The organism is Lysinibacillus sp. FSL L8-0126 (genome assembly GCF_038630385.1).
GTDB classification, from domain to species: Bacteria; Bacillota; Bacilli; order Bacillales_A; family Planococcaceae; genus Lysinibacillus; species Lysinibacillus fusiformis_D.
This window is the reverse complement of the sequence record NZ_CP152028.1, coordinates 1204159-1228865: the sequence shown is the minus strand read 5'-3', so window position 1 is coordinate 1228865 and position 24707 is coordinate 1204159. Positions and strand designations below refer to the sequence as shown.

Below are 24707 nucleotides of genomic sequence, written 5' to 3'. Positions count from 1 at the left end.
ACTGAAACTATTTTGGCGTCTGATTATCAAGTGTTTTCATTAGCTTCTTTTTAGGGTGTGCTGGTTTGATCTCTGCAATGAGTATAGCCAGTAAAATGAGTATTGCACCTACGACCATGCGACTTGTTAAGATTTCATGCAAAAAAGTGACGGATAACACCATACCGAAAAAAGATTCAGTCGATAGGATAATCGCAGCTTTAGTAGCAGTTGTATATTGATTGGCTACATTTTGGAAGAGGTAAGCAATTGTCGTAGAAAAAATACCTAGGTAAATAATCGAATAGATTGCTTCTTTTTCGAGTGATGTCGGGATATCCCCTTGGCTAATGACGACTAGAACACCTATAAAGGATGCCGTGAGAAATTGAATAATGGTAAGGGCAATGGCATCTTCTTTTTGAACAAAAAGATTAGTATAAAAGATATCAAAGGCAAAAGCAACGGCACATGCTAAAGAAAGTGCATCCCCAACATTCATTGTTAATGAGCCTTGTAGTGATAAAAAGCCGATTCCTGCAATCGCAATTAGGGAACCAATGATTTCATAGCCGTCAATGCGGCGTTTATAAACCGCATAGGCTATTAAAGGAACAATAATGACATTCACTGCGGTTAAAAAGGCATTTTTAGACGGTGTTGTATATTGGAGTCCAACGGTTTGAAGGGCGAATGCTATATACAGAATTGTACCTAATAAAGCTCCCTTCCAAATAACAGATTTCGAAGCTTTTTTTAATCGAGAACCAAATAAAACCAATAATATAATGGAAGCTAATAAAAATCTACCAGCCATCACTTGATAAGCTGTTAAATATTCTAAGGCAATAGCTGTTATAACAAATCCACTACCCCACACGATTGCAGTAATCAATAGCATGCCATCAGCTATGTAAGTTTTCATGTTTTCTTCCTCCTGACTTCAATAGAATAGCATAGGAGTGAGGAAAAGAATTTGATTTTATTTCTAAATATTCAGGCGTTTTTTTGTACTTATTCCAAAGCGATCACTCAAAACCTACCTTGCTATGTAATAAGTACAATTTAACGGCTGCAGCTAAGTGTTCATAAAAAACATAATCATTATCTGTCGGTGCTACTAAATGACGTATTTTAGCCATACGATAGCGAATTGTATTTGGATGACAAAATTGTGCTACGGCAACTTCCTTAATATTTCCTTTTTTTACGATATAGGTTATGGCAGTTTCCATTAAATCGGGATCAGCCTTATCATCAAGTAAAGGAGCTAAAAAAGAAGTAACATAATCCATTGCAAATATGGGATCTTTACGATACAACTCAATTAATAAACGATCCGATGCGAGATGCTTATAATGAAGGCTAGGCAGCATGTCAATCTCAGCTAATATACTAGCAAAGAAGGCTTCGCGTAAAGCAATAGGGAAGCCAGTTTGAGTATCGTAGCTACTGCTATAGCCAAAAGTGATCTTTTCCGTTGGGATGGCATATAATGCTAACCATTCATGTAACACCTTGTCAAATTGAAACAGCTGGGATGGATGTGTCATGATGATAAAAAGGCTCTGCTTATAAGAACAAATCAGACCTGATTTAAGTAGTGGCTCTAACGAAAAAATAGCTTGCATCCAGTTATGGTGAGATGTGTCACTTGCTCGTAAAGTTGCTACAAATACATATTTTTCAAAGGGTCTATTGAGCTGCTGTAAAATGGATTTGATTTGCTCTTGTGTAATATCTTCCTCCATTAATCTCCGTAAGATCGTTTCTAAAAAGAATGAATAATCCTGTGTTTTAGCGTAGGCCATTGTTTCTAAAATAATCTTCTCAAAAAACTCATCTCCACCAAATCTTAAAATAGGAAAATCTTGTTCCTCTGCATAAGTCAAAACCTCTTCAGGTAAATCTCTGAAAATAACAGGCTTATAAGCTAAGGCACTCGCCCCGAGCTCCACTAGATTTTTTACTGCATTTAATAAATACTCAGGCTTTTGTTTGGCAAATAATAAACTACTTAATACAACGCTGTTGGGTGTGAAAATTGTATCTCGCACATGGGGTATGTCTGGTGAAAATTCAAAGTCTAAAATCTCTACATTTTGAACAGCTTTATGCAAACCGTTGTGGCCAGCGACAACAGTGAAATTCTTTGTAATGGGTAATTGTAAAAAATTTTCTACATTCATAAACGGACCATTGCCTTTCTTGTAGTAAGGTACTAACTTCTATTATAAATTTACTTGTTCATAAAAAACCATTTGTATTCATGCAAATGGATATCCACCACAAAAAAATCTGCTCATTCAGCGGTAAACCGTGAAGTGAGCAGATTTCAGTACTTATCGTTTAAATGTTAGCAAAAATATTTGGCTTTCTATTTCTCAGTGGATTCGTTTGCTCAACGGCATACCCTACATTTAAAATGCGTCCTTCTTTAAAGGCAGGGCCAATAATTTGTAGCCCTATTGGTAAATTCCCTTTAAAGCCACAAGGAACGGAAAGGGCAGGTAAGCCTGTTAAGTTGCTAGGGCCTGTAAAGCGAATAATATTATCAATTAAATCCACTTTTTGACCATTTAACTCTGCGAAATCATCACCAATTGTATTAGCCACAACAGGTAGAGTAGGGGTAATAAGCACATCTACCTTATTAAAAATCTCTGTAAACTCCTGTTTGATTTGACGACGTACCTGTTGTGCCTGTAAGTAATCGACTGCAGAAGGCAATTCACCGAGCTCAAAGAGTAGGCGTATATCGTCACCAAAATCTTGTGGTCTCTCTTGTAAATCGGAATGGTGTATAGCTGCCGCCTCCGAAAGGGACGTCACAAGCTCTGCCCATTCTGCATATTGTAATGAAGGAATTCGCACTACTTCCACTTTCGCACCTTGATCTACTAAGTTTTGAATACTTGCTCGAACAGCTTTTTCTATATCAGCATCCACATTTTTAAAGAAGTATTCTTCATTGATACCAATCACTAAATCCTTGATATTGCCAGAAAGCTGCTGCACGTAGTTGTCTGTTGGAACGTCAATGCAAGTAGGGTCTCGATGATCAAAGCCAGAAATGACTTCAAGCAAGCCTGCTGCATCCTTTACTGTCTTTGTCATTGGGCCAATATGGTCTAAACTCCAAGCGAGTGGGTAACAGCCATATTTACTTACACGACCGTGTGTAGGTTTTAAACCAACAATGCCACAAGCAGAGGATGGAATTCGAATGGAACCAGCTGTATCCGTTCCTAATGAAGCAACACTGGCCCCTGCTGCAACAGCCGCCCCAGAGCCGCCGCTAGAACCGCCAGGGATTTTATCTAAATCCCATGGGTTGCGAACAGGTCCGTAATGAGGATTGTTATTGGTAATTCCCCAAGCATATTCATGCATGCTTAGTTTTCCAGTGAAAATTACACCAGCGTCACGAAGTTTTTCAACCACTGTCGCATCATAATCAGAAACGAAGTCCTTATGAATTTTTGAGGACATCGTTGTTATCTTATCTTTGAAATACAAGTTATCTTTTAAGGCCATCGGAATCCCGTGATACATGCCTTTATAGTGGCCTTGGAGAATTTCCTGTTCCACTTCTTTTGCCTTTGCTAAAGCTTCTTCCCTGTAAAAGGCCATATAGGAATTAATTTTAGGCTGACTTTCCTCAGCAAAATCTAAAATCGCCTTCGTTAATTCCACGGGAGATAGTGTCTTCGATGCAAGTAAGGGTGCCAACTCTTCAACGGATTTTAAATGTAAATCAGTTGTCAATATGATCACCTCCAGGAATACTACGTACCGCGATATCTGCATCATCAATCGCAATACCTTCTAAATTGCTACGAAGTGACTGCATGCCCTCCCAGCGTGTTTTTAATAGTTCAAGGTGTTCAGGTTTCGGTGTAATTCCTTTGTTCTCCAATAATTGTTGAATAGACAAGCTCATTAACAGGATCCTCCCTTGAATAATTTTTATATCTAAATAGGTTTCCCTATTAAGATCGATAGGGTAAAAACGCAAAATATTATAATAGGTAATATAAACCTATTATTACAATCATACACTAACAATAATTTATATCAAATAAATTATTTGTAATATATTTAATATTATGAAATATTTACTACGCTAATAAACGGTCAAAGTCTAGTGTGTGTGCTTGCTCTTTTTACATACGATTCACAGTCTATTTACAATCAAAGCGTACAATGAACCATAATAACCAATTGAAGAGGTGCAAGAATGGAGTCTGCTGTGGGGCAAAATATAAAAACTAGTAATATATTTTCTTTTGTTAAATATTTATATGGGCAACATCAAAGCAATACGTTATATATGAAACGTTTAAAAGCATTGAAACAAATTATTCAGCATAACGATTTACATACATATTTTCAACCTATTGTAGATTTACAGTCAAAACAAACGATGGGATTTGAAGCATTAAACCGTCCAGTTTCCTCAGCATTATTTAATAGTGTCGACCAGTTTTATGAGTTTGTTGGACAAACAGATTGTGTATTTTTATTTGAATGTTTTTGTCGAAATCTTTCCTTACAACGATTTAAGGAACGTATGCCTAACGATTTGGCGAATAAAAGCTTCTTAGTCTTTCTTAATATACATCCAAATGTATTAGTAGATAAAAATTATCATTGTGGAGAAACACTGCAATTGCTAAAGGAACTTGGCATTAAACCGCAGCAAGTCGTGTTTGAATTAACTGAGCGTAGTGTCGTGATAGATTTTGTAGAGTTTGAGCGTGTATTATCACATTATCGATCACAGGGCTATCGCATAGCAGTGGACGATGTAGGCTCAGGCTATAATAGTTTAAAAACGCTCATTTATTTAAAGCCAGAATTCATTAAATTAGACCGTTCCTTAATTCAATTTATCGATCAAAACAGCGAACAGCAACAACTCGTTACCTTATTAATGAAGTATGCCGAGCAAGCTAACACTAAAATGATTGCTGAAGGGATTGAGCGACAAGAAGAGCTGGCGTATCTGCATCATATTGGCATTCACTATGCACAAGGTTATGCAATAGGAAAGCCCGCAAAGGAAATACAATTGGGGAAAATAAGGGTGGGTGACAATGAAGATAGGGGAAGTCATTGAAAAGGTTCCATGTATTGATGAATTTGTGAAAAATAAAGAAGTAGATGTACTTTTTACAAGTAATCCTTCATTGCGTAGTATTGTTGTCGTTCGGGATGAAAAACCAATTGGACATATTACACGCACACATTTCTATCAAAAAATAGGTACTCAATATGGCTATCATTTATTTATGGGACGGCAAAATCAACTTATCATTAAAGAAAATCCTTTAATAGTAGATCGCTATACTCCAATCACTGAGGTTAGTACACTAGCGATGTCTAGACCTCCTGAAGACTTATATGATGATATCATTGTGACGAAAAATGACTTATATGACGGAATGGTTAGCATTCGTGAGTTACTGTTAAAGCTTGTTGATACACAAGTAGCTATCGCCAGTTTTTTAAATCCGTTAAGTAGTCTTCCAGGAAATACATTAATCGATGAAAAGCTAGAGGAAGCATTACAGCTAGCACACTATAGTTTGATCTATTTTGATTTAGATCATTTTAAATCCTACAATGACACATATGGCTTTAATAAAGGAGATAAAATTTTACGTTATTTAACAGATATACTAAAAAGATATATCTGTGGGGCGGAAGATTTTTTAGGACATATTGGTGGCGACGATTTTGTTGCCATCCTTCCGCATTATGAAATAGAAAAGATTTGTCAGAAGATCATAGATGACTTTGATGCCAATATTTTAAGCTTTTATGAGCTAGAGGATTTAGTGTATGTGCAGGTAGCTAATAGAGCGGGTGAGCTAGGTACTCTAACATGTACATCCTTATCCATTGCCGTTATTACGAATGAATATCAGTATTTTAACTCCGTCGAACAATTATCCAATGCGGTCACACACGTGAAAAAGCAGTGTAAAAAAATTGCAGGCAGCTGTTACCTTATCAACGAACAAAAAACCTACTTCGTTCATTAAACGATGTAGGTTTTTTGTTCGTCAGTAAGGCATTTTGGGTATAGATTTTGTAGTTAATATGAACAATTTTAAAATTCCGGTAACCATTTTGTCACCAACTTCTATGTTTTTGACTAGAATATTAATACAACTGAAATGAGCAATTCTATCAAGCCTTATAGTTTAGCTGTCTATACGTTAAAAGTTAGCCTCATGAACGTTTTCGATAACTATCTACTATTCCCTTTTATAATGGCTCCTTTTACTTATTGCTAATAAATATTATTGATTTTAATTTTAAGGGCATAATCAAAGGAAGAAATCGTTTTTATTTTAGGAATTTATTAATCTTAATAAAACATACTTGAATTATAGGGATTATGGGTATATAATTCGATTACATTATTATAAAACATCTTAGGAGGCATTCCATTGTCGAATTTACAAATCATTCTTAACGTAGCAGTGTTACTTGTGTTCGTTGGAATTTTATATGTTATGAATAAAAAACACGTCAAGTTTTCAAATCGTGTTTTTGCAGGTTTAGGTTTAGGGATTGTACTTGGTCTTGGACTTCATTTTATCTATGGTATAGATTCTGAAGTGTTAGCCAAAACAACATCTTGGTACAACATTATAGGTACAGGATATGTAAAATTGCTACAAATGGTAGCAATGCCATTAGTCTTTATTTCTATTTTAATTGCCTTTACGAAGATGAAGATTGGCAAAAACTTTGGGAAAATGGCAGCTCTTATTTTAGCCATTTTAATTGGTACAACAGCGGTTTCAGCGGCTGTCGGTATTTTTTCTGCAACCGTATTTGATTTAGATGCAACACAAATTTTACAAGGTGATGCAGAAACGGCACGCGGTCAATATCTTGAAGAAAAAACAACGGGCTTAGCAGCTCCAGATCTACCAACACAAATTATCGAGCTATTCCCTGCAAATCCATTCCTTGATTTAACAGGTGCTCGTTCTACTTCAACAATTGCGGTTGTTATTTTCTCAGCATTCCTTGGTTTTGCTTATTTACGTGTGGCACGTAAGGATGAGGGGACAGCAGCTACAATTAAAAAAGGCTTAGATGCAATCTATGCCCTTGTAATGGGTGTCGTAACGATTGTCTTACGATTAACACCATACGGCATTTTGGCTATTATGGCTCGTACTGTTGCAACATCAGATTTCGGTGCGATTTACAATTTAGGTAAGTTTGTTATTGCTTCTTATGTGGCGTTATTTATTGTTTTACTAGTACACTTATTAATTCTGACATTAAGCGGATTAAATCCATTCACGTATTTGAAAAAATCTGCAGAGACATTATTATTCGCCTTTACATCTCGTTCTAGTGCGGGTACTTTACCGATGAATATTAAAACGCAAACAGGTCGTCTTGGGGTATCTGAGGGTATTGCAAACTTCTCAGGCTCATTCGGATTATCAATCGGTCAAAATGGCTGTGCTGGTGTATATCCTGCTATGTTAGCAATTATGATCGCACCAACAGTTGGCATTAATCCACTCGATCCGATCTTCATTATTACAGTTATCGCGGTAGTAGCGGTTAGCTCATTTGGTGTAGCAGGTGTTGGTGGTGGTGCAACATTTGCAGCTATTCTTGTGTTATCAGCACTTGATTTACCAATTGCACTTGCAGGTGTATTAATTTCTGTAGAGCCTTTAATTGATATGGGACGTACAGCATTAAATGTAAGTGGGTCAATGACAGCGGGTGTTACAACAGCACGTATTACAAAAGAATTGGATACAGAAATGTACAATGATAAAGAATTAGGTGCTCAAGTAGCAGATCTATAAAATCAAAGAGGCCCCTTTAAAGGTAAAACTTTAAAGGGGCTTACATTTTATATTATTTTTACATAAAAATCTTTACCATTAATTAATTCGGAAACTTCAATTTTATAATTTTGTTTATAGTAATCATAAATATTGTAGGCTAGACCAGAGTGTCCATTTAAATAGGTTCCCTTTTTAATCTCTTTCCGAGGATTATGGAAATCGAAATAGAGGCGTGCATCATTGCTCATTGTATTTAAAATAGCTAGAAATTCTTGTTCTTCAATATGAATTCCTCGTGTATAGCGGCATTCTCTGCGGTAGGTATCGTGAGCAACATTTACGGGAGAAGCTTCAAGAATCATTTCAATCTGTTTATTCAAATGATGATAGCTCCTTTCAAATTATTAGTAACGTCCGTGTGTGAACTAGTTACAAATAAGGATTTTATTAATTTTAGTATATAATTATCAGAAAATTATATCAATATTTTTCTACCAATCTTGTTGCTGTATGTCCTCTGCTATTACTTGTAAATCATAGGCATTTACGATTAAAAGAGTGTAGTCATGAGATTCCATATATTTTTCAGCAAGTCGCTTAATATATTTCGGAGAACCTTCATTTTCTTCATCGTAAATTAATAAAAGCCCATCTGTATTTTGAATAATAAATTTATCCTTCTCAACAAATTGCCAGGGTGCTTCGTATGGTTTTTTGGTCACGCTTGTAACAAAATCGGCTTGGGCAATTAATGTTTGATACTTTTCCCTTTTATGGTCCTGCCAATTTTTCTCTTGCTCTAAAAATGGTGTAATAACGGCATATTTTAAATGTGGAAATTCTTTTTTTAGCATTAAAACAACTTCAGCACTCCAAGATTCTACACCCTGCTGACCACTGATAATAACCCATTCCAGTCCTTCATCAAGTAGTGTGCGTAGACGGGCTTCCAGTGCTTTTTTTATGATGGCAATGCCAGGATGTTTATCATTAAAAATACCAAGTTCATGTGGCTTATAGCCAGTAATCATAATACGCTGTAACAACAAAATACCCCCTAAGCTGTATAGTTGTAGTTCTAGTATACAGTAGGGGGCAAATGAAAACGAATTCCATGCAATTGTCTATGAAAATGCAAGTAGTGTTAGAATCACTGCTACAGCCGCACAAATACCTAAAAACCACCATGAGTCTGTAAAGTCTTCTTTAGTGTCACTATTCATATAAAATAATTCCTTTCTTATTTGCCTACCTGTTGAGTTTTATTTTACCTGCCCAGTCCAAGACCAATTCGTCCATATCCGTAAGATTGTCTCAAATGGGCCACGTTTAAATTTCTTTAAATAGGCAAGGCTGAAAACACATTGCAAGCCATATACAACGATTCCGAATAGGATACCACCAAAGACGCCCAGTTTACCGTATAATCCGAGACCATAGCCATAAAAAACAGTTGTACAAATAATGGTTTGTAGTAAATAATTGGTTAATGACAGTTTTCCAACGCTCTCAAATGCTGGTGCAAGTAGTTGTACAGGACGTGTTTTATAAATGAGTGCTGCAAGGCAAACATAGCCAACCGCTAGTAACTGAGCGCCACCCATTAATAAGATGGAAGAAAAGGCACTTTCTATAAAACTTAGACTTTTACATACGAGCCCAATAGGAACGAGGAGAGTACCTAGCTTATACCATTTCATTTCCTTATCCATCTCCATGAAGGCTTGCTTTTTAGCAAGTGCCATACCGAAAAGGAATAGAGGCGCGTAGAACAACGGTGTAAAAATTAATAAAATGAAGAGGAAGGCTGGCTCTTCCATTCCCGGTACTTCAGCATTAGCTCGAAAATCAAAAATTTCTGAGTAGCTTCCGTTAGCGTAAACGTTATCTGCTTTTTCAATATAGGTATCTAGCTCTTTTTGTTCCTTTTTTGAAGCTTCCATAGAGCCGTATGTTAATGCCGTTGTTAGGACGAAAAGGATACTGGCCCATATAAATAGCGTTTTCGGCTTCCGATTAATAAAAGGAATCAAAAATAAAGTCATACAGCCATAAGAAAATAGAATATCGCCTTCCCATAATAAAGTGGAATGAAGTAAGCCGAGAGCAATCAAGCCAGTAGCACGGCGTAAAATAGACCAGCGACTTTTATTCTTTTTTCTGCGAATGGATTCAATTAATTTAATAAGTGAGAAGCCGAATAATATAGTGAAGATAGGCATAAACGAGCCTTCAATCACAATTTTCACAAAATATAAAGCTCCATTATCTAAGGTAGAAAGATTTTTTAATTCATCTTTGCCATACATCCCGTACTGGAAAATCAGTAAATTCGCCATTAAGATGCCAAATAAACTAAATCCACGCATCGTATCAATGAAAGTAACACGTTTAGTTGTCATTGCGTTTTATCTCCTTAATTGGTTATCTTATACATAGAATAGTGAAGGAAGCTTATGGTGAAATAATGACTACCTTAAATTAATCTTAAAAGTAGGTGAGGAAATGCAGGACGCATCAATTTTAGTGTTAGAGGATGAACGTGCCATTGCTGAAATGATTGAAATCATTTTAAGAAAAGAAGGAATTACCAATATTACATTATGTAACACAATTGAAGAAGCAAAAGATGAAATGAATACTAAAACATTTGACTTTTATCTATTAGATATCATGCTGCCAGATGGAAGTGGGCTGGATATCGCGAATAGGATTCGGGAAAAAAGTGATGCCCCTATTTTTTATTTAACTGCAAAAAGCAGTGATGCAGATAAACTTCGCGGTTTTATGAATGGCGCAGATGATTATATTACAAAACCATTTAACCCATTAGAGCTTGTAGCACGAGTAAAGGTACAGTTAGTCCGTTACATGAAGAAAAAGAGTGTACCAGAAAATCATGTATTTACTTGCAGCCGTTTTACATTTGACATTGACGCAGCAGAAATCGAGGTAGACGGGGTGAAGGAAATAATCAGTGGTCGCTTGTTTCATTTATTAAAATATTTATGTGACAATGTAGGGCAAGTGTTATCAAAAGAGCAAATATACGAGCGCGTATGGGGTGATTGCTTATTTGATGATAATACAGTGATGGTACATATAAGAAAGCTGCGAGAAAAAATAGAAAAAAATCCTGGAAAGCCGACCTGCATTATCACTGTCAGAGGTATTGGCTATAAGCTAGTTGGAGACATTTCTTCATGAAGTCTGCTGGAAAATTAACACTCCGTTTTGTGTCGTATTTCATCATATTCTATCTATTGATCATTTCAGGTTTTATTATAAGTCTGGTGTTTTTCGCTATCTTTATCAATGAACGTGTCGGTGACAACATTCATGTAATGAGCTCCTTTGAAATTGAAGATGATGCCGTTGTAGAGAAAGGGAAGACGGTTAAAATTGCTGATTATTTAGTGAAGAGAGCTGAGGAAAATGTAGGACAGCTCTATTTATTTGATTCATCCATGACAATTGTTGATTATACGGGAGATACATGTGGATTATGTGGAAAGTCAGATAATGAACTATTGGCATTGAAACAACCGGGTATGCATACGTGGGAACTGCCAAATTACTATTTATTATTTCTTCCGACTACTCCTGTCCAACCACTTTTTGAGGAGGCACTTGAAAACTGGACAGCAACAGGGAATATTTCTGCTGTAACACGGCAACGTCTAAAAGAAAATAAAGCCAGTGTTGAAATCTATGACGAGCAATGGAATCGGATTGAAGTCATTGGCGAACGCTATGAGAAGCTAAATAAGCCACAATTACTAGAGGAAAAATACGATATTTTCGAGCATGCGGAGCTGAAGCAAAGCACAGCCTTAGCCAACGATATGACATTTGTTGTGCGAATGCCTAACCCATCTTATAAGCCTTTTGAAGAGCCTTTTAATAAGGCGATGGTATTGTTCGTTTCTATCTTCTTTGGAGGGCATATTATATTGCTGTTGGGCGTTATCTTTTTATCCATCAGTATTTCACGACAATTTGTACGACCATTAGTCTATGTTATATCACGCATTGAACGACTAACTCAATTTGATTACAGTGAAATTAGTGATAAAAAAATCCATCATCAAAAAACAGGGAAGTTAAAACGGAAATTTAAACTGTTTCAACCTGTAGAGGAGTCACTCAATCATCTATCTGAACGACTTGATTCAAATGAAAGACAAATCAAGCATGCAGAGCATTTACGTGAGGAGTGGATAACAGGCTTATCGCACGATCTAAAGACCCCGTTAAGCTCCATTTATGGCTATTCCACTATGCTTGCATCTGAGGAATATGAGTGGACAAAGGATGAGATGCGTATTTTTGCACAAACCATGCAAGAAAAGGCGACATACATGGATGCACTCATTCAGGATTTAACCTATACGTACCAATTAAAAAATAAAGCGATACAGCTGGATAAAGTGTTATTACCGCTAGCCATATGGTTACCACAATTTGCAGATGAACAGGTATGTGTAAAGGTATATGGTGATGTGTTGCTGCAAGCAGATGAGCTTTTACTTAAGCGGATTATGGATAATTTAATAACTAATGCGAAAAAGTATACGCCTGAAGGCACGAAGGTCGTTGTGGAGGCACAACATACTGGTAAAGAAGTAATGCTAACCATTGCTGACCAAGGCCCTGGTATTCCGCAGGAGGAGCTCGATAATCTATTCGAACGCTATTATCGAGGAACGAATACGACAGATGATACAACAGGAACAGGGCTAGGACTAGCCATTACGAAACAGCTCATTGATTTACACAATGGCACAATTAGTGTTCGTTCAGGCCAAGATGGAACCATCTTCGTTCTAAAATTCCAATGTCACTAGTGTTAGATTCGATTTCTAGAGAGGAATGCTCTTGAAGGACGAGGCTTATTAAACAGAGTAAAGAGGTATCAAAGTGTTTTATTTGATACCTCTTTTTGTTTTATTTATTTTTCGTACAACGCTCGGCTGGCTGTTCAATTTTAACATAGCGCCATAAGTTATTAGCGATATCGCGCGCTTCTGCGATATGTTCTGTGCCAACGAATGCCTTACGGAAAGGAGTAAGAAGTGATTCGATGATAAAAAGCTTTGGTTTTTCGCGCTGTAGCTCTTCTAATAAGAATTGAGCATATTCCAAACCTTCCATTGTTTCGTTGTTCGACAAACCCTTTGTAAAGCCTTGTAATTGTTCGATAACCATTTCTTTTGTAACGGTTTTATAGTTCACCACATTTTGAATGGTATTGATCATTTCAACACTCACGATGATTTCTTTCGACTCAAGCATCGTGGGTATAATTACGCTAATATTACGCAATGCTACACGTACAATAGCTTCTCGATTGATATATTTATAATCGGCAATAAAGACAGCACGTAGAGTGAGGTTAATCATCCCAAGTGTTTGGACAGCACATTCATAGCTAATTGGGCTAATCTCTTCGCCAAAAACTTGTACTAGTCGGCTGGCTAGCCATTCTAATTCTTGTAAATGGTAGTTAATAATGATTTTCTTTAGTTCTTTATCTCTTGATTGGAAGACGGATTCGAAAATCTGTATTAAATTATGTTCACGATTGACATACATGAGAACAGCGACTTGCTGTGTCAATACTTCTAAATCTGTAGGGTCTTTACCATAGATAAGCTCATGACGACGATTACTAGCTTCTTCACGCCCTTCATCCAAAATGGCGATTAAGCATTCGTTTTTCGAAGTAAAGTGATTATAAAATGTACCTTTTGAGATTTTAGCTGCATTGATGATGTCATTAATCGATGTATCTAGAAAACCCTTTTCAATAAAAAGTTCACGTGCTGCTGTAATAATCTGTCTTTTTCTTTTGTTCATAACCTCACCTTTTTTATATTATTATACTCTTATTCTACACTTAAAATCCTTTCATATCAACGTTTATAAAAAATATAAACTTATTTGTTGAAAAAAGTAGACTACGAGTATAAAATAAGTTTTATCGCAAAACACAAGAAAGAATTGAGGGATATAAATGAATAGTGAGCAAACAATGAAAAAGCCCCCTTACGGCATGATAGCTATTCTATTTGTGGGTGCTTTTGTTGCTTTTCTAAACAACACATTGTTGAATGTGGCATTACCAACAATCATGAAGGATTTTGGGATTACCTATTCAAAGGTACAATGGTTAGCAACAGGGTATATGCTCGTGAGCGGTATTTTAGTGCCCGCTTCAGCATTCTTTGTGACACGCTTTAAAAATAGACATCTATTTATAACAGCGATGTCCATCTTTACAATCGGTACAATTATGGCAGGCTTTGCGCCAAACTTTGGTGTGCTGCTAGCAGGTCGTATGGTGCAAGCAGCTGGGGCTTCTAGTATGTCACCACTTTTAATGAATGTTATGCTAACAAGCTTCCCGAAAGAGAAGCGTGGAGCAGCGATGGGGATCTTTGGTTTAGTAATGATCATGGCGCCAGCAATTGGTCCTACATTATCAGGCTACATTGTGGAGCATCATGATTGGCGTATGCTCTTCCAAATGATTATTCCATTTGCAATAATTAGTTTATTATTTGGTGTGTGGAAACTAAGAAACGTGATGGAGACACGTGAAGTTCACTTAGATTTCCCTTCAGTCCTTTTATCAACAGTTGCATTCGGTGGTATTTTATACGGCTTTAGTACAGCGGGGGATAAAGGCTGGTCAAGTCCATGGGTATATGGAACAATTACAGTTGGCTTCATCGCTTTAATAATTTTTATCATTAAGCAGTTGAAAATGGATGAGCCACTTCTGGAATTACGTATTTATAAATACCCAATGTTTGCTTTAGGGTCTGTCATCTCAGTTATTATCTCTATGGCGATGTTCTCAGGGATGATTTTAACACCAGCATACGTACAATCTATTCGTGGTATTGAACCATTTGAGGCGGGCTTAATGATGCTTCCAGGGGCACTTGTTATGGGGATTATGTCACCAATCACTGGTAAGCTTTTCGATAAATTTGGTCCTCGTGTGTTGGCCATTATTGGCTTAACAATCACAACAATCGCAACATTTGGTTTAACAAAATTAGAAATTGATTCAAGCTACACATATATCGTATCAATGTATACAATTCGTATGTTTGGTATGTCGATGGTCATGATGCCAATTATGACAAACGGTTTAAATCAACTACCACAAATTATGAATCCTCATGGTACAGCTATTAACAATACATTACAGCAGGTATCAGGAGCAATCGGTAGTGCGATTTTAGTTACATTTATGAATAACCGTACAAAAGCAAAAGCAGAAGAATTAATTGTAGAAGCCAAAGCGAATGCTGCACAATCAGGAGCGGCACCTACAGCAGAGCAAATGCAACAAATGCAAGATCAGATTATGCAAACTGCCTTATTAGATGGTATTACACACTCCTTCTTAATTGCAGCGGGTATAACAGTGATTGCAGTAGTACTCGCCTTCTTCTTAAAACGTGTAAAAGTTGAAAGCACAGCAGCTTCAATGGATTTAAAAAAACCAACTAAATAATGAACAGAACCCCCTTTATAGGTAAAACATTTACCAACGAAGGGGGTTTTTTATATGTTTATTTGAAAAAAAATTTTAGGATTGTTGTTATTTTTCATCATTTTATTTTATATGATAATAATAATTTACAGAAAATTTAGATTTTTATATAATGAGGTGCTTTCGTGGTAGATGCATATATCAATGACGTAGTGAACGAAAAGGAACTGCCAGGAGCTGTATTAATTGTTCAACAGCAACAAAACAGGCTATTAACAGGCAGTTATGGAGCCTATACAGCTGAGGATGGTAGCAAGCAAGCTATTGTAAATCATACGCTGTTTGATTTAGCTTCCTTAACGAAGGTTGTAGCTACAGTACCAGCTATTTTACTGCTGATAAGTCGAAATCAATTAACATTAAGAGAGCCTGTTCAAACATTTTTGCCTACATTTCATTACCCAGATATAACGATTCAACAGTTATTACAGCATTGCTCAGGGCTACCGGCAGATTTAACACCAGTGGTAGAGCGGAATCACAGACGTGACATCATGCAGGAGATAATGGCAAGTGAAGTAGTGTGTCAGCCAAATAAACAGGTGGTATATAGTGATTTAGGCATGATTCTACTAGGAAAGGTGATTGAACAGGTTACTGGGTGTTCATTCAACAGTTTTGTAGAGCAAGAGATTTTTAAGCCATGGGGCATGCACCATACTCGTTTTCGATTGCAGGAGCAACAAAGAAGGCTTGCGGCATCAACTGAAATGTTTGCAGGGAAATTTGTTCAGGGGATTGTTCATGATGAAAAAGCTCTATTACTCGATGGGGTTGCTGGGAGTGCAGGCTTGTTTTCGTGCGCAGAGGATTTAGCAAAGTATGCGGAAATTTTTTTAGGGATCAGGCAACAAACGGTTATTCCATATGAATGGATGGAGCTTACCTATACAAAAACATTCAAAAATAGGGGACTTGGTTTTGAAGTATGGAGAGGGGACGATACATCACTTTGTTTTGGTAGGAGGTGGAGCAAGAACTCATTTGGTCATACAGGATTTACAGGCACGAGTATTTGGATGGACCCTATTCAAAAAGCATTTGTTATTTTCTTAACGAATACGGTGCATTATGGGAGAAATATAAAGCTGCGAAGGATTCGGGAGAAGCTTCATACGATGATTTATGAAAAATTACTGATATGAAGGGTGGATCTGTTGGTATGAGACAAAAGAGTAAATGGTTATTGCCGTTTCTTTTATTACTCGTTGTAGCTTTAGTAGGCTGTAACACCGATAAGAAATCAACGAACGCAACTACATCTGGTAAAGAAGACGGGCCGAAAACAGAAGAGGTTTCTCTAACAATAGGGAGTTGGCGGACAGAAGATGTTGCCAAATATGAAAAAGTAATTGCTTTATTTAATGAACAACATCCTGATATACACATTTCCTTTAACCCAACTAAAAATACAGAATATAACACAGTCCTCAATACAGCATTACAAGCGGGGGAAGGACCAGATATTTTCCACTTGCGTCCATATGCAGCTGGGTTGAAGCTTGCAGAGGCGGGTTATGTTGAGAAAATAAATGACTTACGCGGTTTGCGTGCATATCCTGAAGAGGCATTAATGGCTTCACGTGATGAACAAGGGAATCAGTATGGTGTACCAATTAATTTAAGCTCAACGCAATTTTTCTATAATAAAAAGATTTTTAAAGATAATAATCTCGAAGTTCCTACTACATGGGGTGAATTTATAGCCTTAAATGATCAATTATTAGAAAAGGGCATTACACCCATTGCAATGGGTACAAAAGAAGGCTGGTTATTATCGTTGCTACACGGTATTGTGGGCCCCGCTATTTATGAAGGAAATGATTTCTATCAAGCAGTGCTTACGGGAGAAAAGGATTTCTCAGACGCTCAGTTTATCGAATCTATACAAGTGATGAACGACTTGAAAAAGTATTTTCCAGCTAATTCAGAAGGCTTGGGAATGGATGATATTCGTACATTGTTCGCTTTAGAGGATGCAGCGATGTTCCCGCTCGGTAGCTGGGAAATTCCTGTTGTCTTAGAAATGAATCCAGATTTAGATTTAGGGTATTTCCCGATTCCTTCAAAAGAAGGTCATAAAACAGTGACAACTTGGGTAGATGGTTCATTTGCGATCAATGCAAATTCAAAAAATAAAGAAGCAGCTAAAGAATTTTTAGCGTTTTTAACAACAAAGGAATTTGGTGAACTGTTTGTGAGGGAATTTTCTATGATCAGTGCTATTCCTGGCATTACTTCTGATGACGCCTTGCTAAATGACATTAGTAACTCGACTGCTAATGAAGCAACACCATATATGTGGGTGACTAATTTTACTGGTGGGGACCCGACAACAAAGAGCTTGCTTGAGAGTGAGCTACAGGGCATGTACTTAGATCAGGTAACGCCTGAAGAGGTAGCCAAAAAAGTACAGGAAAACGCTAAAGCTTGGTTTACGCCCTTTCAGCAATAAGTAATGTATTAAGATAGACCCCTGAAACTCCACTAAGGTGTATAGGGGTCTTGTTGTCTCATTATGATTAAAGGGGGCTGTTCAGCATGAAAGAATCTACAGCTTCATCGTCAAGAAAGAGGAAATCATGGGCAAAATGGACAATACATCTTTTCCCAATTCCTGCACTAATAGTATACGGAATGTTTGTACTTTATCCGATAGTAGCAGCTTTATCCTATAGTTTTTTTGAATGGAAAGGGATGGCTCGTGGCGGTTTCATTGGCTTCCAAAATTTTGTGACGCTTTTTACGACAGAACCTTATAGCTCCATGTTTTGGAACGCCTTCAAACATAATGTCCTGTATTTTGTTTTGCAAATGGTAGTGATGAATGGATTAGCATTCTTTCTTGCATTTATTATCTACCAAAAAGTTAAGGGAGCGGAGTTTTTTAAGGCGGCTTTCTTTCTACCACGATTATTATCAGTAATCGTAGTAGGTTTCTTATGGAAGCTCATCTTAAATCCTAATTTTGGTACCTTAAATGTTATTTTAGAGAAATTGGGTCTTGAAACCTTACAAAAGGCTTGGCTTGGAGATCCTGGAACAGCTTTAATAGCGATTATTTTAGTGAATTGTTGGTTTGGGCTTGGTTTTGGCGTTTTAATATTTTTAGCTGGCTTTCAAGGAATTCCAAGTGAGTTAGTTGAAGCAGCAAAATTGGATGGTGCCAAAGGCTTTACATTATTACGCACTATTTATTTGCCATTAATGGTGCCATCTATTATGATCATGGGAATTTTAACGTTTATCCAGTCCTTTGAGGCATTTGAGCTTGTATATGCGATGCAGGGCTCCATGGGAGAGCCATATTATTCTACAGATACTTTAGCTGTATTTTTCTATCGCTTGGCATTTGGTAGCTCTACAGCTTCTGGAGCGACAGCTATTGGGCTAGGTTCTGCGCTAGCAACGGTACTATTCCTATTTATTTTAGTTTGTACCACGGTATTTTTACGCCTGGCCAATAAAAGGGATGTCCAAATGTAGGGGGTGAATATAGTGAAGCAAGGTGCAATATGGGTTCGACCTTTTTATTATCTTGTGGTATTTACGGTGGCGACCATTAGTTTATATCCTGTTTTGTTAATGATTTTATCTTCATTTAAAAAAAGTGTGGACATTTACAAAAATCCATTAGGCTTACCAACTAGCTTTAGCTTAGAGACTTACCGTACATTATTATCTAAAATCCCATTTACAACGTATTTTTTAAACAGTCTGTTTGTCAGCGTTGTATCTGTTGTATTGATTGTTGTTGTTTGTTCATTGGCTTCATTTTATATTGCTCGCTTTCAATTTTCTTGGAATCATGCATTGTTTTTTATTTTTTTATTAGGCATGATGATCCCTATAAAGCTAGGTATTGTACCGCTCTTTATTTTAATGCGTGATTTAGGATTAATTAATTCCTTATGGTCTTTAATTTTAATGAATATGGCGACAGGCATACCATTATCCATGCTGATCTTAACAGGCTTTTTTAAAACGATGCCCTATGAGCTGGAAGAGGCTGCCCGTATAGATGGGGCAGGAAACTTAAGAGTCCTTTGGCATGTGGTATTACCGTTAATGAGACCCGCACTTGGAACAGTCGTCATTATTAACTTTATCGCTGCATGGAATGATTTTTTCTTCCCGCTTATTTTTATTACAGAGAAAATGAAACGGACGATACCTGTTGGAATGATGTCACTCTTTGGGGAACATTCCGCAGATTGGGGCTCGCTGTTTGCAGGTCTAACATTAGCATCATTACCAATGATCCTATTATTCTTCATTGCTTCAAAGCAATTTATGGAAGGGCTGACGGCTGGTGCTATTAAATAGACAATACATTATTGCGGTAGATGGAGGCGGAACGAGAACTCGCGCAGTAATCGGAACGAAAGAAGGAGAAGTGCTGGCAGTTGTTGAAGGAGCCGGAACGAATATGAAGGCGACACCACCAAACGTGGTAAGGATACAGATTGAGCATCTACTAGCCCAGTTATTACAAAAGATAGCTGCGACAAAGAGTGATGTTTCGACTGTGTTCTTATGTGTGGCAGGAGGAGATCGACAAGTAGATAAAGTCCGTTGGAAGCAATGGATTGGTTTCATTTTCCCTGCTAGCTCTTGTAAGGTAACGATCACCAATGATGCAGTAGCGGCTCTTACTAGCGGTACATTTACCCAGCAAGGGCTCGTTGTAATAGCAGGCACAGGCTCCATCGTATACGCTGTCAGGAAAGATCATCAAGTTAGTCGTGTTGGAGGATGGGGTTATTTATTTGGAGATGAAGGCAGTGGCTACTATATTGGGCAAGAGGCATTGCGTGTAATTGCTCAGCATTATGATGTTTTTGGCATGAATGGAGATGTCTTTACTGCGGCCATTTTAGAGCAGTTAACATTAACAAATCCTACTGACATCATTACCCATGTTTATGAGCATCCACAACCACGTGTCCTCATAGCCTCTATAGCTCGGACGGTGTTAAGTTTAGCTGAACAACAGAATGATAAAGCAAAGAATATTATCGAACAGGCTGTTCATCATTTAGTGCAATTCCTCCAAACGATGCTGAAAAAAGAACCACAAGTGAAAAATTGGCCTATTGTCATATGTGGAGGTTTATTTGAAAATCTTTATTTTAAGCAATGTTTTCAAGAGACATTACGGCTAGCAACTAGGCATAATCGGCTCATACAACCTGAAGTGCCACCTGTTATTGGGGCTTTCATTAATGGGCTTTTGAGTGAGGGGATTCAAATGACAGAAGCTTTACAGCAAACGGTAAAGGGAACTTGGATGAGCATCCATGAAAAGAGCGTGGGAGGGATTTAAATTCAATGGAACGCATGACAAAACTGACGACTGAAGGCTACCATCCAGATACGACAAATCTAGATTTAATGTCCACTGCTGAAATTGTAAAGCTGATGAATGAAGAGGATAAAAAAATACCGTTAGCCATAGCCAAAGTTTTACCTGAGATTGAACAAGCTATTACAGCTACTGTTCATGCACTGAAGAATGGTGGCCGTTTATTTTATGTAGGTGCAGGGACGAGTGGGCGAATTGGTTTGCTTGATGCAGTGGAATGTCCGCCCACATTTAGTACCTTACCAGCGCTTGTACAGGCAATATTGGCTGGTGGGGAAGAGGCAGTCATGATTGCCGTAGAAGGAGCGGAGGATGATCTGTCATTAGGCGAAGCAGAATTAAAGAAACGACAGCTAACAAACCGCGATGTAGTGATTGGAATAGCGGCAAGTGGTAGAACACCTTTTGTGAAGGGGGCATTAATATACGCGCAGCAAATAGGAGCGAAAACCATCAGCTTAGTTAGTAATTCTCATTCTGCCATTAGTCAGTATACGGACATTGCGATAGAGGTGATTACTGGTCCGGAAATTTTGACAGGGTCTACAAGATTAAAGGCTGCCACTGCCCATAAACAAATACTGAATATGATTACAACAGCCACAATGATCAAGCTTGGCAAAGTCTATAAAAATTTAATGGTGGATGTCCATGCTAGTAACTTTAAATTGCGAGAGCGAGCCAAACAAATAGTTTGTGATGTGACAGGTGTTGCTTATAGTCAGGCTGAAAGTGTTTTGGAGCAAACTAATTTTCAAGTGAAGCTATCGATTGTGATGCTACTGACGAATACAACAATAGAAGAAGCAACGGAATTATTAGCCCAATCCGAAGGACATGTACGTAGAGCAGTGGAATGAAGAAAGTTTTGATGCGAGATGTGAATGGAAACCTCCATTCAACAAGAGATGAGGATGGAAGAATGGACAAAATAAATGCTGGCTTAATTATGCTTGCAGAAATGCGAGAGAAGCTACCTCCTTCAGAAAAAAAGGTAGCGAGCTTTATTTTAGACTACCCAACACAGGCAATTAAAATGACTGCGGTTGAATTGGGAGAAGCAAGTCATACAAGTAGTGCGGCTGTCATTCGTCTGTGTAAATCGTTAAATATAAGTGGTGTTCAAGAGCTGAAATTACGTATCGCTGGTGATTTACAACATACGAAAACAGTAGATCGGGATATTGAGGCAAATGAAGCATTGCCATCGATTGTAGAAAAGGTGACGATGCAAAGTAGTGAAATTTTGGCACAAACAGCTAATTTAATAGATATAGTTGAATTAGAGCGTGCCATCACTGCTTTATCACAAGCTCGTAAAATTATATTTTTTGGAGTGGGTGCTTCAGGTATAGCAGCAATGGATGCAGATCAAAAATTTTTAAGAATCAATAAAAATAGTAGAGCTTTTATGGACCTACATTTAGGAGCTACAGCGGTAGTCAATGCACAGGAGGGAGATGTCGTAGTGGGCATTTCCTTTTCTGGAGAAACACATGAAGTGGCTAAAATTCTTGAGATAGCTAGGGAAACACCGGCAACTACAATTAGTTTAACGCGCTATGGTAGTTCTTTAGCAGCTAGTTTAGCGGACATTTGCTTATATGTATCTCCAAATGTTGAAGCTACTTTTAGAAGTGGTGCAACCTCCTCACGCCTTGCCCAACTACTCGTCATTGATATTTTATTTATGGGAGTCGTGACGAGTGCCTATGAGCAGACAGTTGACTATTTAGACGAAACACGTTCAGTCATTCAAGGGCTGCATAAAAAAGTGGCGAAACGAAAAAATAAAATAAAGTAAACGAAGGCGATCTATTATCCCATAGTATCGTCTTCGTTTTTGGTTTCGATTCAGCTGTAGTCGACGCCTTCATCTAGAGTGTATGCTTAAAGGCGCTCTTCTGTTTCAGGGTCAAAGAAGTGGATTTTTTCCTCCCTCATGACAAAGGAAACCCTATCGGATGGGTGTAAATTATTGTCAGCCTGTACGCGTGCAATGAAATTTTGATTGTTTAAAGAACAATAAAGATAAGTTTCTGCACCTAGTAATTCAGTAACATCAATAGTTGCCTTAAAAGCAAAAGGAGAAACGACATCCGTAATTTGTAAATCCTCAGGACGTATACCCATAACAATCTCTTTCCCTAAATAATTTTTTTCCTTTAACAATGGTACGTACATGGATGGGATAGGGAAGCTCTGCTCTCCTAAAAGGATCTCTGTTTCTGTAAGGTGGCAATGGAATAAGTTCATGGATGGTGAACCAATAAAGCCTGCCACAAACATGTTATGAGGTGTATTATATACTTCCTTTGGCGTCCCGATTTGTTGAATAAGACCATCCTTCATCACGACGAGGCGAGTAGCCATTGTCATAGCCTCTGTTTGGTCATGCGTAACATAGATTGTAGTTGTTTGAATTCGTTGATGGAGTTTCTGGATTTCAGCACGCATTTGCACACGTAATTTGGCATCCAAATTAGAAAGAGGTTCATCCATTAAAAATACTTTAGCGTCTCTAACAATAGCTCGACCAAGTGCCACACGCTGACGTTGTCCACCTGATAAAGCTTTTGGCTTTCTTTTTAAATAATCCTCTAAACCTAATATTTTAGCAGCCTCTTTGACGCGGTGATCTATTTCCTTTTTATCGACCTTTCGGAGCTTTAAGCTAAACGCCATATTATCATAGACTGTCATATGTGGATATAAAGCATAGCTTTGAAATACCATGGCAATACTACGATCTTTTGACTCCACATCATTCATTAGGACATCATCAATATAGAGTTCTCCTTTTGATATGTCCTCTAAGCCAGCAATCATACGCAAAGTTGTGGTTTTTCCACAGCCAGATGGACCTACAAACACAATGAATTCTTTATTATGAATATGCAGATTGAAATCAGTTACAGCCTGAATATTTTTATCGTAAATTTTATAGATATGCTCTAACCGTAATTCCGCCATAATATACACCCCTTTGTAAGACATAATTTTATTGTAAATAACTTCAGCACAGAGTGATAGAGAAACAGTGCACAGTGTTGAGGCCATTAATTGTGCAGTTAACCTAAAGTGATTCTAAGAAAATAATTGCGAAATAAACTTCTAGTCGATGAGAAAAATGCCGAATGTCCTTTTGCGTCAATAGCTGAAATTTTTCTAAGCGATTTTGTAGTGTATTGCGATGCATATACATTTTTTTAGAAGCTAATGTGATATTCCCTTCATATTCAATCAATTGCTTTATCGTATGGAGTAATTCAGGCTGAGAGGTGGCACTTTTTAAGACAGAGGAAATAAAAATCTCCTTTTCATGTGACTCTATACGCTGCATGACATATGGCACTAAAATCTCCTGCTGTGTGAGTACATGCTTTGGTGTATAGGTCCAAATAAATTGTTGAAGGTGGACATACCAGCTAAATCGCTCCTTAGTCGTCGTTACGTCTGGTATAACATCAGATACGAAAATCTTAAAATGAGCCTGTAAATCCTCGATTAATGGATCAAGATAATGAGCAAAATTTAATATTTCATCACCCTTAATACATTCGATTATGACAAATAATTGTGGATGTATGGATAGCATGAAAATATCTTTTCCTAGTAAAGCTTCAAAGATTGTGCGGAGTAATGCAGGTGCTGTAAAATCTTTGTCGAAGTGAAGAAATAACAAACGATGTAGAGGAAGGATAGATGAAGCAATATCCGTTAGGTCTGTTAAATAATCTAGCCAAATCCTATCGTAGTCATGTGGCAAGGCAATGGGATCTGAGAAAATTTGCAACAGCTCAAATTCACTTTGTGTCACGGTATGTGCTGGAATTTCATAAAGATGGTTGTCAAAATTAAATACATAGTTTCCGTCTGTTTTACCTGAAAAGGGGGTTAATAATGGGAAGCGTTGCTGTAGTTTTTGAAGGTTCATTTATGCCACTCCTTTATT

23 protein-coding genes are annotated in these 24707 nt (G+C 37.5%); 13 read left to right on the top strand and 10 right to left on the bottom strand.

Going from position 1 to position 24707, the window contains the following annotated elements; translation table 11 throughout:
• Positions 1-7 precede the first annotated feature (7 nt).
• The 4 genes from MHI34_RS05910 to MHI34_RS05895 all read right to left on the bottom strand — a co-directional run bounded on the left by MHI34_RS05910 (position 8) and on the right by MHI34_RS05895 (position 3922).
• On the bottom strand, positions 8-904 hold the full coding sequence (locus MHI34_RS05910; RefSeq protein WP_342504256.1) for a DMT family transporter: 897 nt from the start codon (positions 902-904) through the stop codon (positions 8-10).
• 103 nt (positions 905-1007) lie between these two features.
• On the bottom strand, positions 1008-2168 hold the full coding sequence (locus tag MHI34_RS05905; RefSeq protein ID WP_342504255.1) for a PucR family transcriptional regulator ligand-binding domain-containing protein: 1161 nt from the start codon (positions 2166-2168) through the stop codon (positions 1008-1010).
• Positions 2169-2328: 160 nt separating this feature from the next.
• Positions 2329-3747, bottom strand: a complete 1419-nt coding sequence (locus MHI34_RS05900; RefSeq protein WP_036121982.1) for an amidase — start codon at positions 3745-3747, stop codon at positions 2329-2331.
• Positions 3737-3922 carry a hypothetical protein gene (locus MHI34_RS05895; protein ID WP_009373346.1) on the bottom strand — a complete coding sequence of 62 codons (186 nt, stop codon included), beginning with the start codon at positions 3920-3922 and terminating at the stop codon, positions 3737-3739. The genes MHI34_RS05900 and MHI34_RS05895 overlap by 11 nt, the downstream gene beginning before the upstream one ends.
• 297 nt (positions 3923-4219) lie before the next feature.
• On the opposite strand from MHI34_RS05895, the gene MHI34_RS05890 reads away from it, so the two are divergent.
• The 3 genes from MHI34_RS05890 to MHI34_RS05880 all read left to right on the top strand — a co-directional run bounded on the left by MHI34_RS05890 (position 4220) and on the right by MHI34_RS05880 (position 7835).
• A complete protein-coding gene (locus tag MHI34_RS05890; RefSeq protein ID WP_101966983.1) occupies positions 4220-5101 on the top strand; it encodes an EAL domain-containing protein in 882 nt (293 codons plus the stop codon).
• Positions 5079-6029, top strand: coding sequence for a GGDEF domain-containing protein (locus tag MHI34_RS05885; protein WP_058845218.1), 951 nt, complete (start codon positions 5079-5081; stop codon positions 6027-6029). Before MHI34_RS05890 ends, MHI34_RS05885 begins: the two co-directional genes overlap by 23 nt.
• 411 nt (positions 6030-6440) lie before the next feature.
• Positions 6441-7835: an L-cystine transporter gene (locus tag MHI34_RS05880; RefSeq protein ID WP_036118167.1), complete on the top strand. Its 1395-nt coding sequence runs from the start codon at positions 6441-6443 to the stop codon at positions 7833-7835.
• Positions 7836-7882: 47 nt separating this feature from the next.
• Here MHI34_RS05880 and MHI34_RS05875 read toward each other — a convergent pair whose 3' ends face one another.
• The 3 genes from MHI34_RS05875 to MHI34_RS05865 form a co-directional block, all read right to left on the bottom strand.
• Entirely contained in the window at positions 7883-8197 is a 315-nt protein-coding gene (locus tag MHI34_RS05875) for a hypothetical protein (RefSeq protein ID WP_036118164.1), read from the bottom strand.
• A gap of 111 nt (positions 8198-8308) precedes the next feature.
• Positions 8309-8863: a DUF1273 domain-containing protein gene (locus MHI34_RS05870; RefSeq protein ID WP_089934947.1), complete on the bottom strand. Its 555-nt coding sequence runs from the start codon at positions 8861-8863 to the stop codon at positions 8309-8311.
• A 216-nt stretch (positions 8864-9079) separates the two neighbouring features.
• Complete coding sequence (locus MHI34_RS05865; RefSeq protein ID WP_036118160.1) at positions 9080-10219, bottom strand: DUF418 domain-containing protein; 1140 nt, start codon at positions 10217-10219, stop codon at positions 9080-9082.
• Between the two features lie 103 nt (positions 10220-10322).
• Between MHI34_RS05865 and MHI34_RS05860 the strand changes: the two genes are divergently transcribed.
• The gene (locus MHI34_RS05860) at positions 10323-11024 is read left to right on the top strand and encodes a response regulator transcription factor (RefSeq protein WP_101966981.1); all 702 of its coding nucleotides are present in this window, start codon (positions 10323-10325) and stop codon (positions 11022-11024) included.
• Positions 11021-12664 carry a HAMP domain-containing sensor histidine kinase gene (locus tag MHI34_RS05855; RefSeq protein ID WP_089934951.1) on the top strand — a complete coding sequence of 548 codons (1644 nt, stop codon included), beginning with the start codon at positions 11021-11023 and terminating at the stop codon, positions 12662-12664. Before MHI34_RS05860 ends, MHI34_RS05855 begins: the two co-directional genes overlap by 4 nt.
• A gap of 100 nt (positions 12665-12764) precedes the next feature.
• On the opposite strand, the gene MHI34_RS05850 is transcribed toward MHI34_RS05855, so the two are convergent.
• A complete protein-coding gene (locus MHI34_RS05850; RefSeq protein WP_036118149.1) occupies positions 12765-13676 on the bottom strand; it encodes a TetR/AcrR family transcriptional regulator in 912 nt (303 codons plus the stop codon).
• A gap of 157 nt (positions 13677-13833) precedes the next feature.
• Here MHI34_RS05850 and MHI34_RS05845 point away from each other — a divergent pair, with 157 nt between their 5' ends.
• The 8 genes from MHI34_RS05845 (at position 13834) to MHI34_RS05810 (ending at position 22556) form a co-directional block, all read left to right on the top strand.
• Positions 13834-15348 (top strand): DHA2 family efflux MFS transporter permease subunit, encoded by a 1515-nt coding sequence (locus MHI34_RS05845; protein ID WP_036118147.1) that lies wholly within the window; start codon positions 13834-13836, stop codon positions 15346-15348.
• Positions 15349-15512: 164 nt separating this feature from the next.
• The gene (locus MHI34_RS05840) at positions 15513-16532 is read left to right on the top strand and encodes a serine hydrolase domain-containing protein (RefSeq protein WP_342504254.1); all 1020 of its coding nucleotides are present in this window, start codon (positions 15513-15515) and stop codon (positions 16530-16532) included.
• A gap of 17 nt (positions 16533-16549) precedes the next feature.
• A complete protein-coding gene (locus tag MHI34_RS05835) occupies positions 16550-17842 on the top strand; it encodes an extracellular solute-binding protein (RefSeq protein ID WP_342504253.1) in 1293 nt (430 codons plus the stop codon).
• 86 nt (positions 17843-17928) lie between these two features.
• On the top strand, positions 17929-18873 hold the full coding sequence (locus MHI34_RS05830) for a sugar ABC transporter permease (RefSeq protein WP_271912134.1): 945 nt from the start codon (positions 17929-17931) through the stop codon (positions 18871-18873).
• 12 nt (positions 18874-18885) lie between these two features.
• A complete protein-coding gene (locus MHI34_RS05825) occupies positions 18886-19713 on the top strand; it encodes a carbohydrate ABC transporter permease (RefSeq protein WP_058844874.1) in 828 nt (275 codons plus the stop codon).
• Positions 19700-20713, top strand: a complete 1014-nt coding sequence (locus MHI34_RS05820; RefSeq protein ID WP_342504252.1) for a BadF/BadG/BcrA/BcrD ATPase family protein — start codon at positions 19700-19702, stop codon at positions 20711-20713. Before MHI34_RS05825 ends, MHI34_RS05820 begins: the two co-directional genes overlap by 14 nt.
• A 5-nt stretch (positions 20714-20718) precedes the next feature.
• Positions 20719-21612 carry an N-acetylmuramic acid 6-phosphate etherase gene (murQ, locus tag MHI34_RS05815; RefSeq protein ID WP_036118138.1) on the top strand — a complete coding sequence of 298 codons (894 nt, stop codon included), beginning with the start codon at positions 20719-20721 and terminating at the stop codon, positions 21610-21612.
• 62 nt (positions 21613-21674) lie between these two features.
• On the top strand, positions 21675-22556 hold the full coding sequence (locus MHI34_RS05810; RefSeq protein ID WP_036118170.1) for a MurR/RpiR family transcriptional regulator: 882 nt from the start codon (positions 21675-21677) through the stop codon (positions 22554-22556).
• Between the two features lie 86 nt (positions 22557-22642).
• On the opposite strand, the gene ugpC is transcribed toward MHI34_RS05810, so the two are convergent.
• Both ugpC and MHI34_RS05800 read right to left on the bottom strand, forming a co-directional pair.
• Positions 22643-23725 carry a sn-glycerol-3-phosphate ABC transporter ATP-binding protein UgpC gene (gene ugpC / locus MHI34_RS05805; protein WP_089934958.1) on the bottom strand — a complete coding sequence of 361 codons (1083 nt, stop codon included), beginning with the start codon at positions 23723-23725 and terminating at the stop codon, positions 22643-22645.
• 103 nt (positions 23726-23828) lie between these two features.
• Positions 23829-24689 carry a helix-turn-helix domain-containing protein gene (locus MHI34_RS05800; protein WP_342504251.1) on the bottom strand — a complete coding sequence of 287 codons (861 nt, stop codon included), beginning with the start codon at positions 24687-24689 and terminating at the stop codon, positions 23829-23831.
• Between the last annotated feature and the right edge of the window lie 18 nt (positions 24690-24707).

Coding starts and splice junctions, on each gene's coding strand:
- MHI34_RS05850 (WP_036118149.1), bottom strand. CDS start 13,676: ATGAACAAAAGAAAAAGACAGATTATTACAGCAGCACGTGAACTTTTT.
- MHI34_RS05890 (WP_101966983.1), top strand. CDS start 4,220: ATGGAGTCTGCTGTGGGGCAAAATATAAAAACTAGTAATATATTTTCT.
- MHI34_RS05800 (WP_342504251.1), bottom strand. CDS start 24,689: ATGAACCTTCAAAAACTACAGCAACGCTTCCCATTATTAACCCCCTTT.
- MHI34_RS05830 (WP_271912134.1), top strand. CDS start 17,929: ATGAAAGAATCTACAGCTTCATCGTCAAGAAAGAGGAAATCATGGGCA.
- MHI34_RS05835 (WP_342504253.1), top strand. CDS start 16,550: ATGAGACAAAAGAGTAAATGGTTATTGCCGTTTCTTTTATTACTCGTT.
- MHI34_RS05810 (WP_036118170.1), top strand. CDS start 21,675: ATGGACAAAATAAATGCTGGCTTAATTATGCTTGCAGAAATGCGAGAG.
- murQ (WP_036118138.1), top strand. CDS start 20,719: ATGGAACGCATGACAAAACTGACGACTGAAGGCTACCATCCAGATACG.
- ugpC (WP_089934958.1), bottom strand. CDS start 23,725: ATGGCGGAATTACGGTTAGAGCATATCTATAAAATTTACGATAAAAAT.
- MHI34_RS05865 (WP_036118160.1), bottom strand. CDS start 10,219: ATGACAACTAAACGTGTTACTTTCATTGATACGATGCGTGGATTTAGT.
- MHI34_RS05895 (WP_009373346.1), bottom strand. CDS start 3,922: ATGAGCTTGTCTATTCAACAATTATTGGAGAACAAAGGAATTACACCG.
- MHI34_RS05855 (WP_089934951.1), top strand. CDS start 11,021: ATGAAGTCTGCTGGAAAATTAACACTCCGTTTTGTGTCGTATTTCATC.
- MHI34_RS05910 (WP_342504256.1), bottom strand. CDS start 904: ATGAAAACTTACATAGCTGATGGCATGCTATTGATTACTGCAATCGTG.
- MHI34_RS05860 (WP_101966981.1), top strand. CDS start 10,323: ATGCAGGACGCATCAATTTTAGTGTTAGAGGATGAACGTGCCATTGCT.
- MHI34_RS05885 (WP_058845218.1), top strand. CDS start 5,079: ATGAAGATAGGGGAAGTCATTGAAAAGGTTCCATGTATTGATGAATTT.
- MHI34_RS05905 (WP_342504255.1), bottom strand. CDS start 2,168: ATGAATGTAGAAAATTTTTTACAATTACCCATTACAAAGAATTTCACT.
- MHI34_RS05845 (WP_036118147.1), top strand. CDS start 13,834: ATGAATAGTGAGCAAACAATGAAAAAGCCCCCTTACGGCATGATAGCT.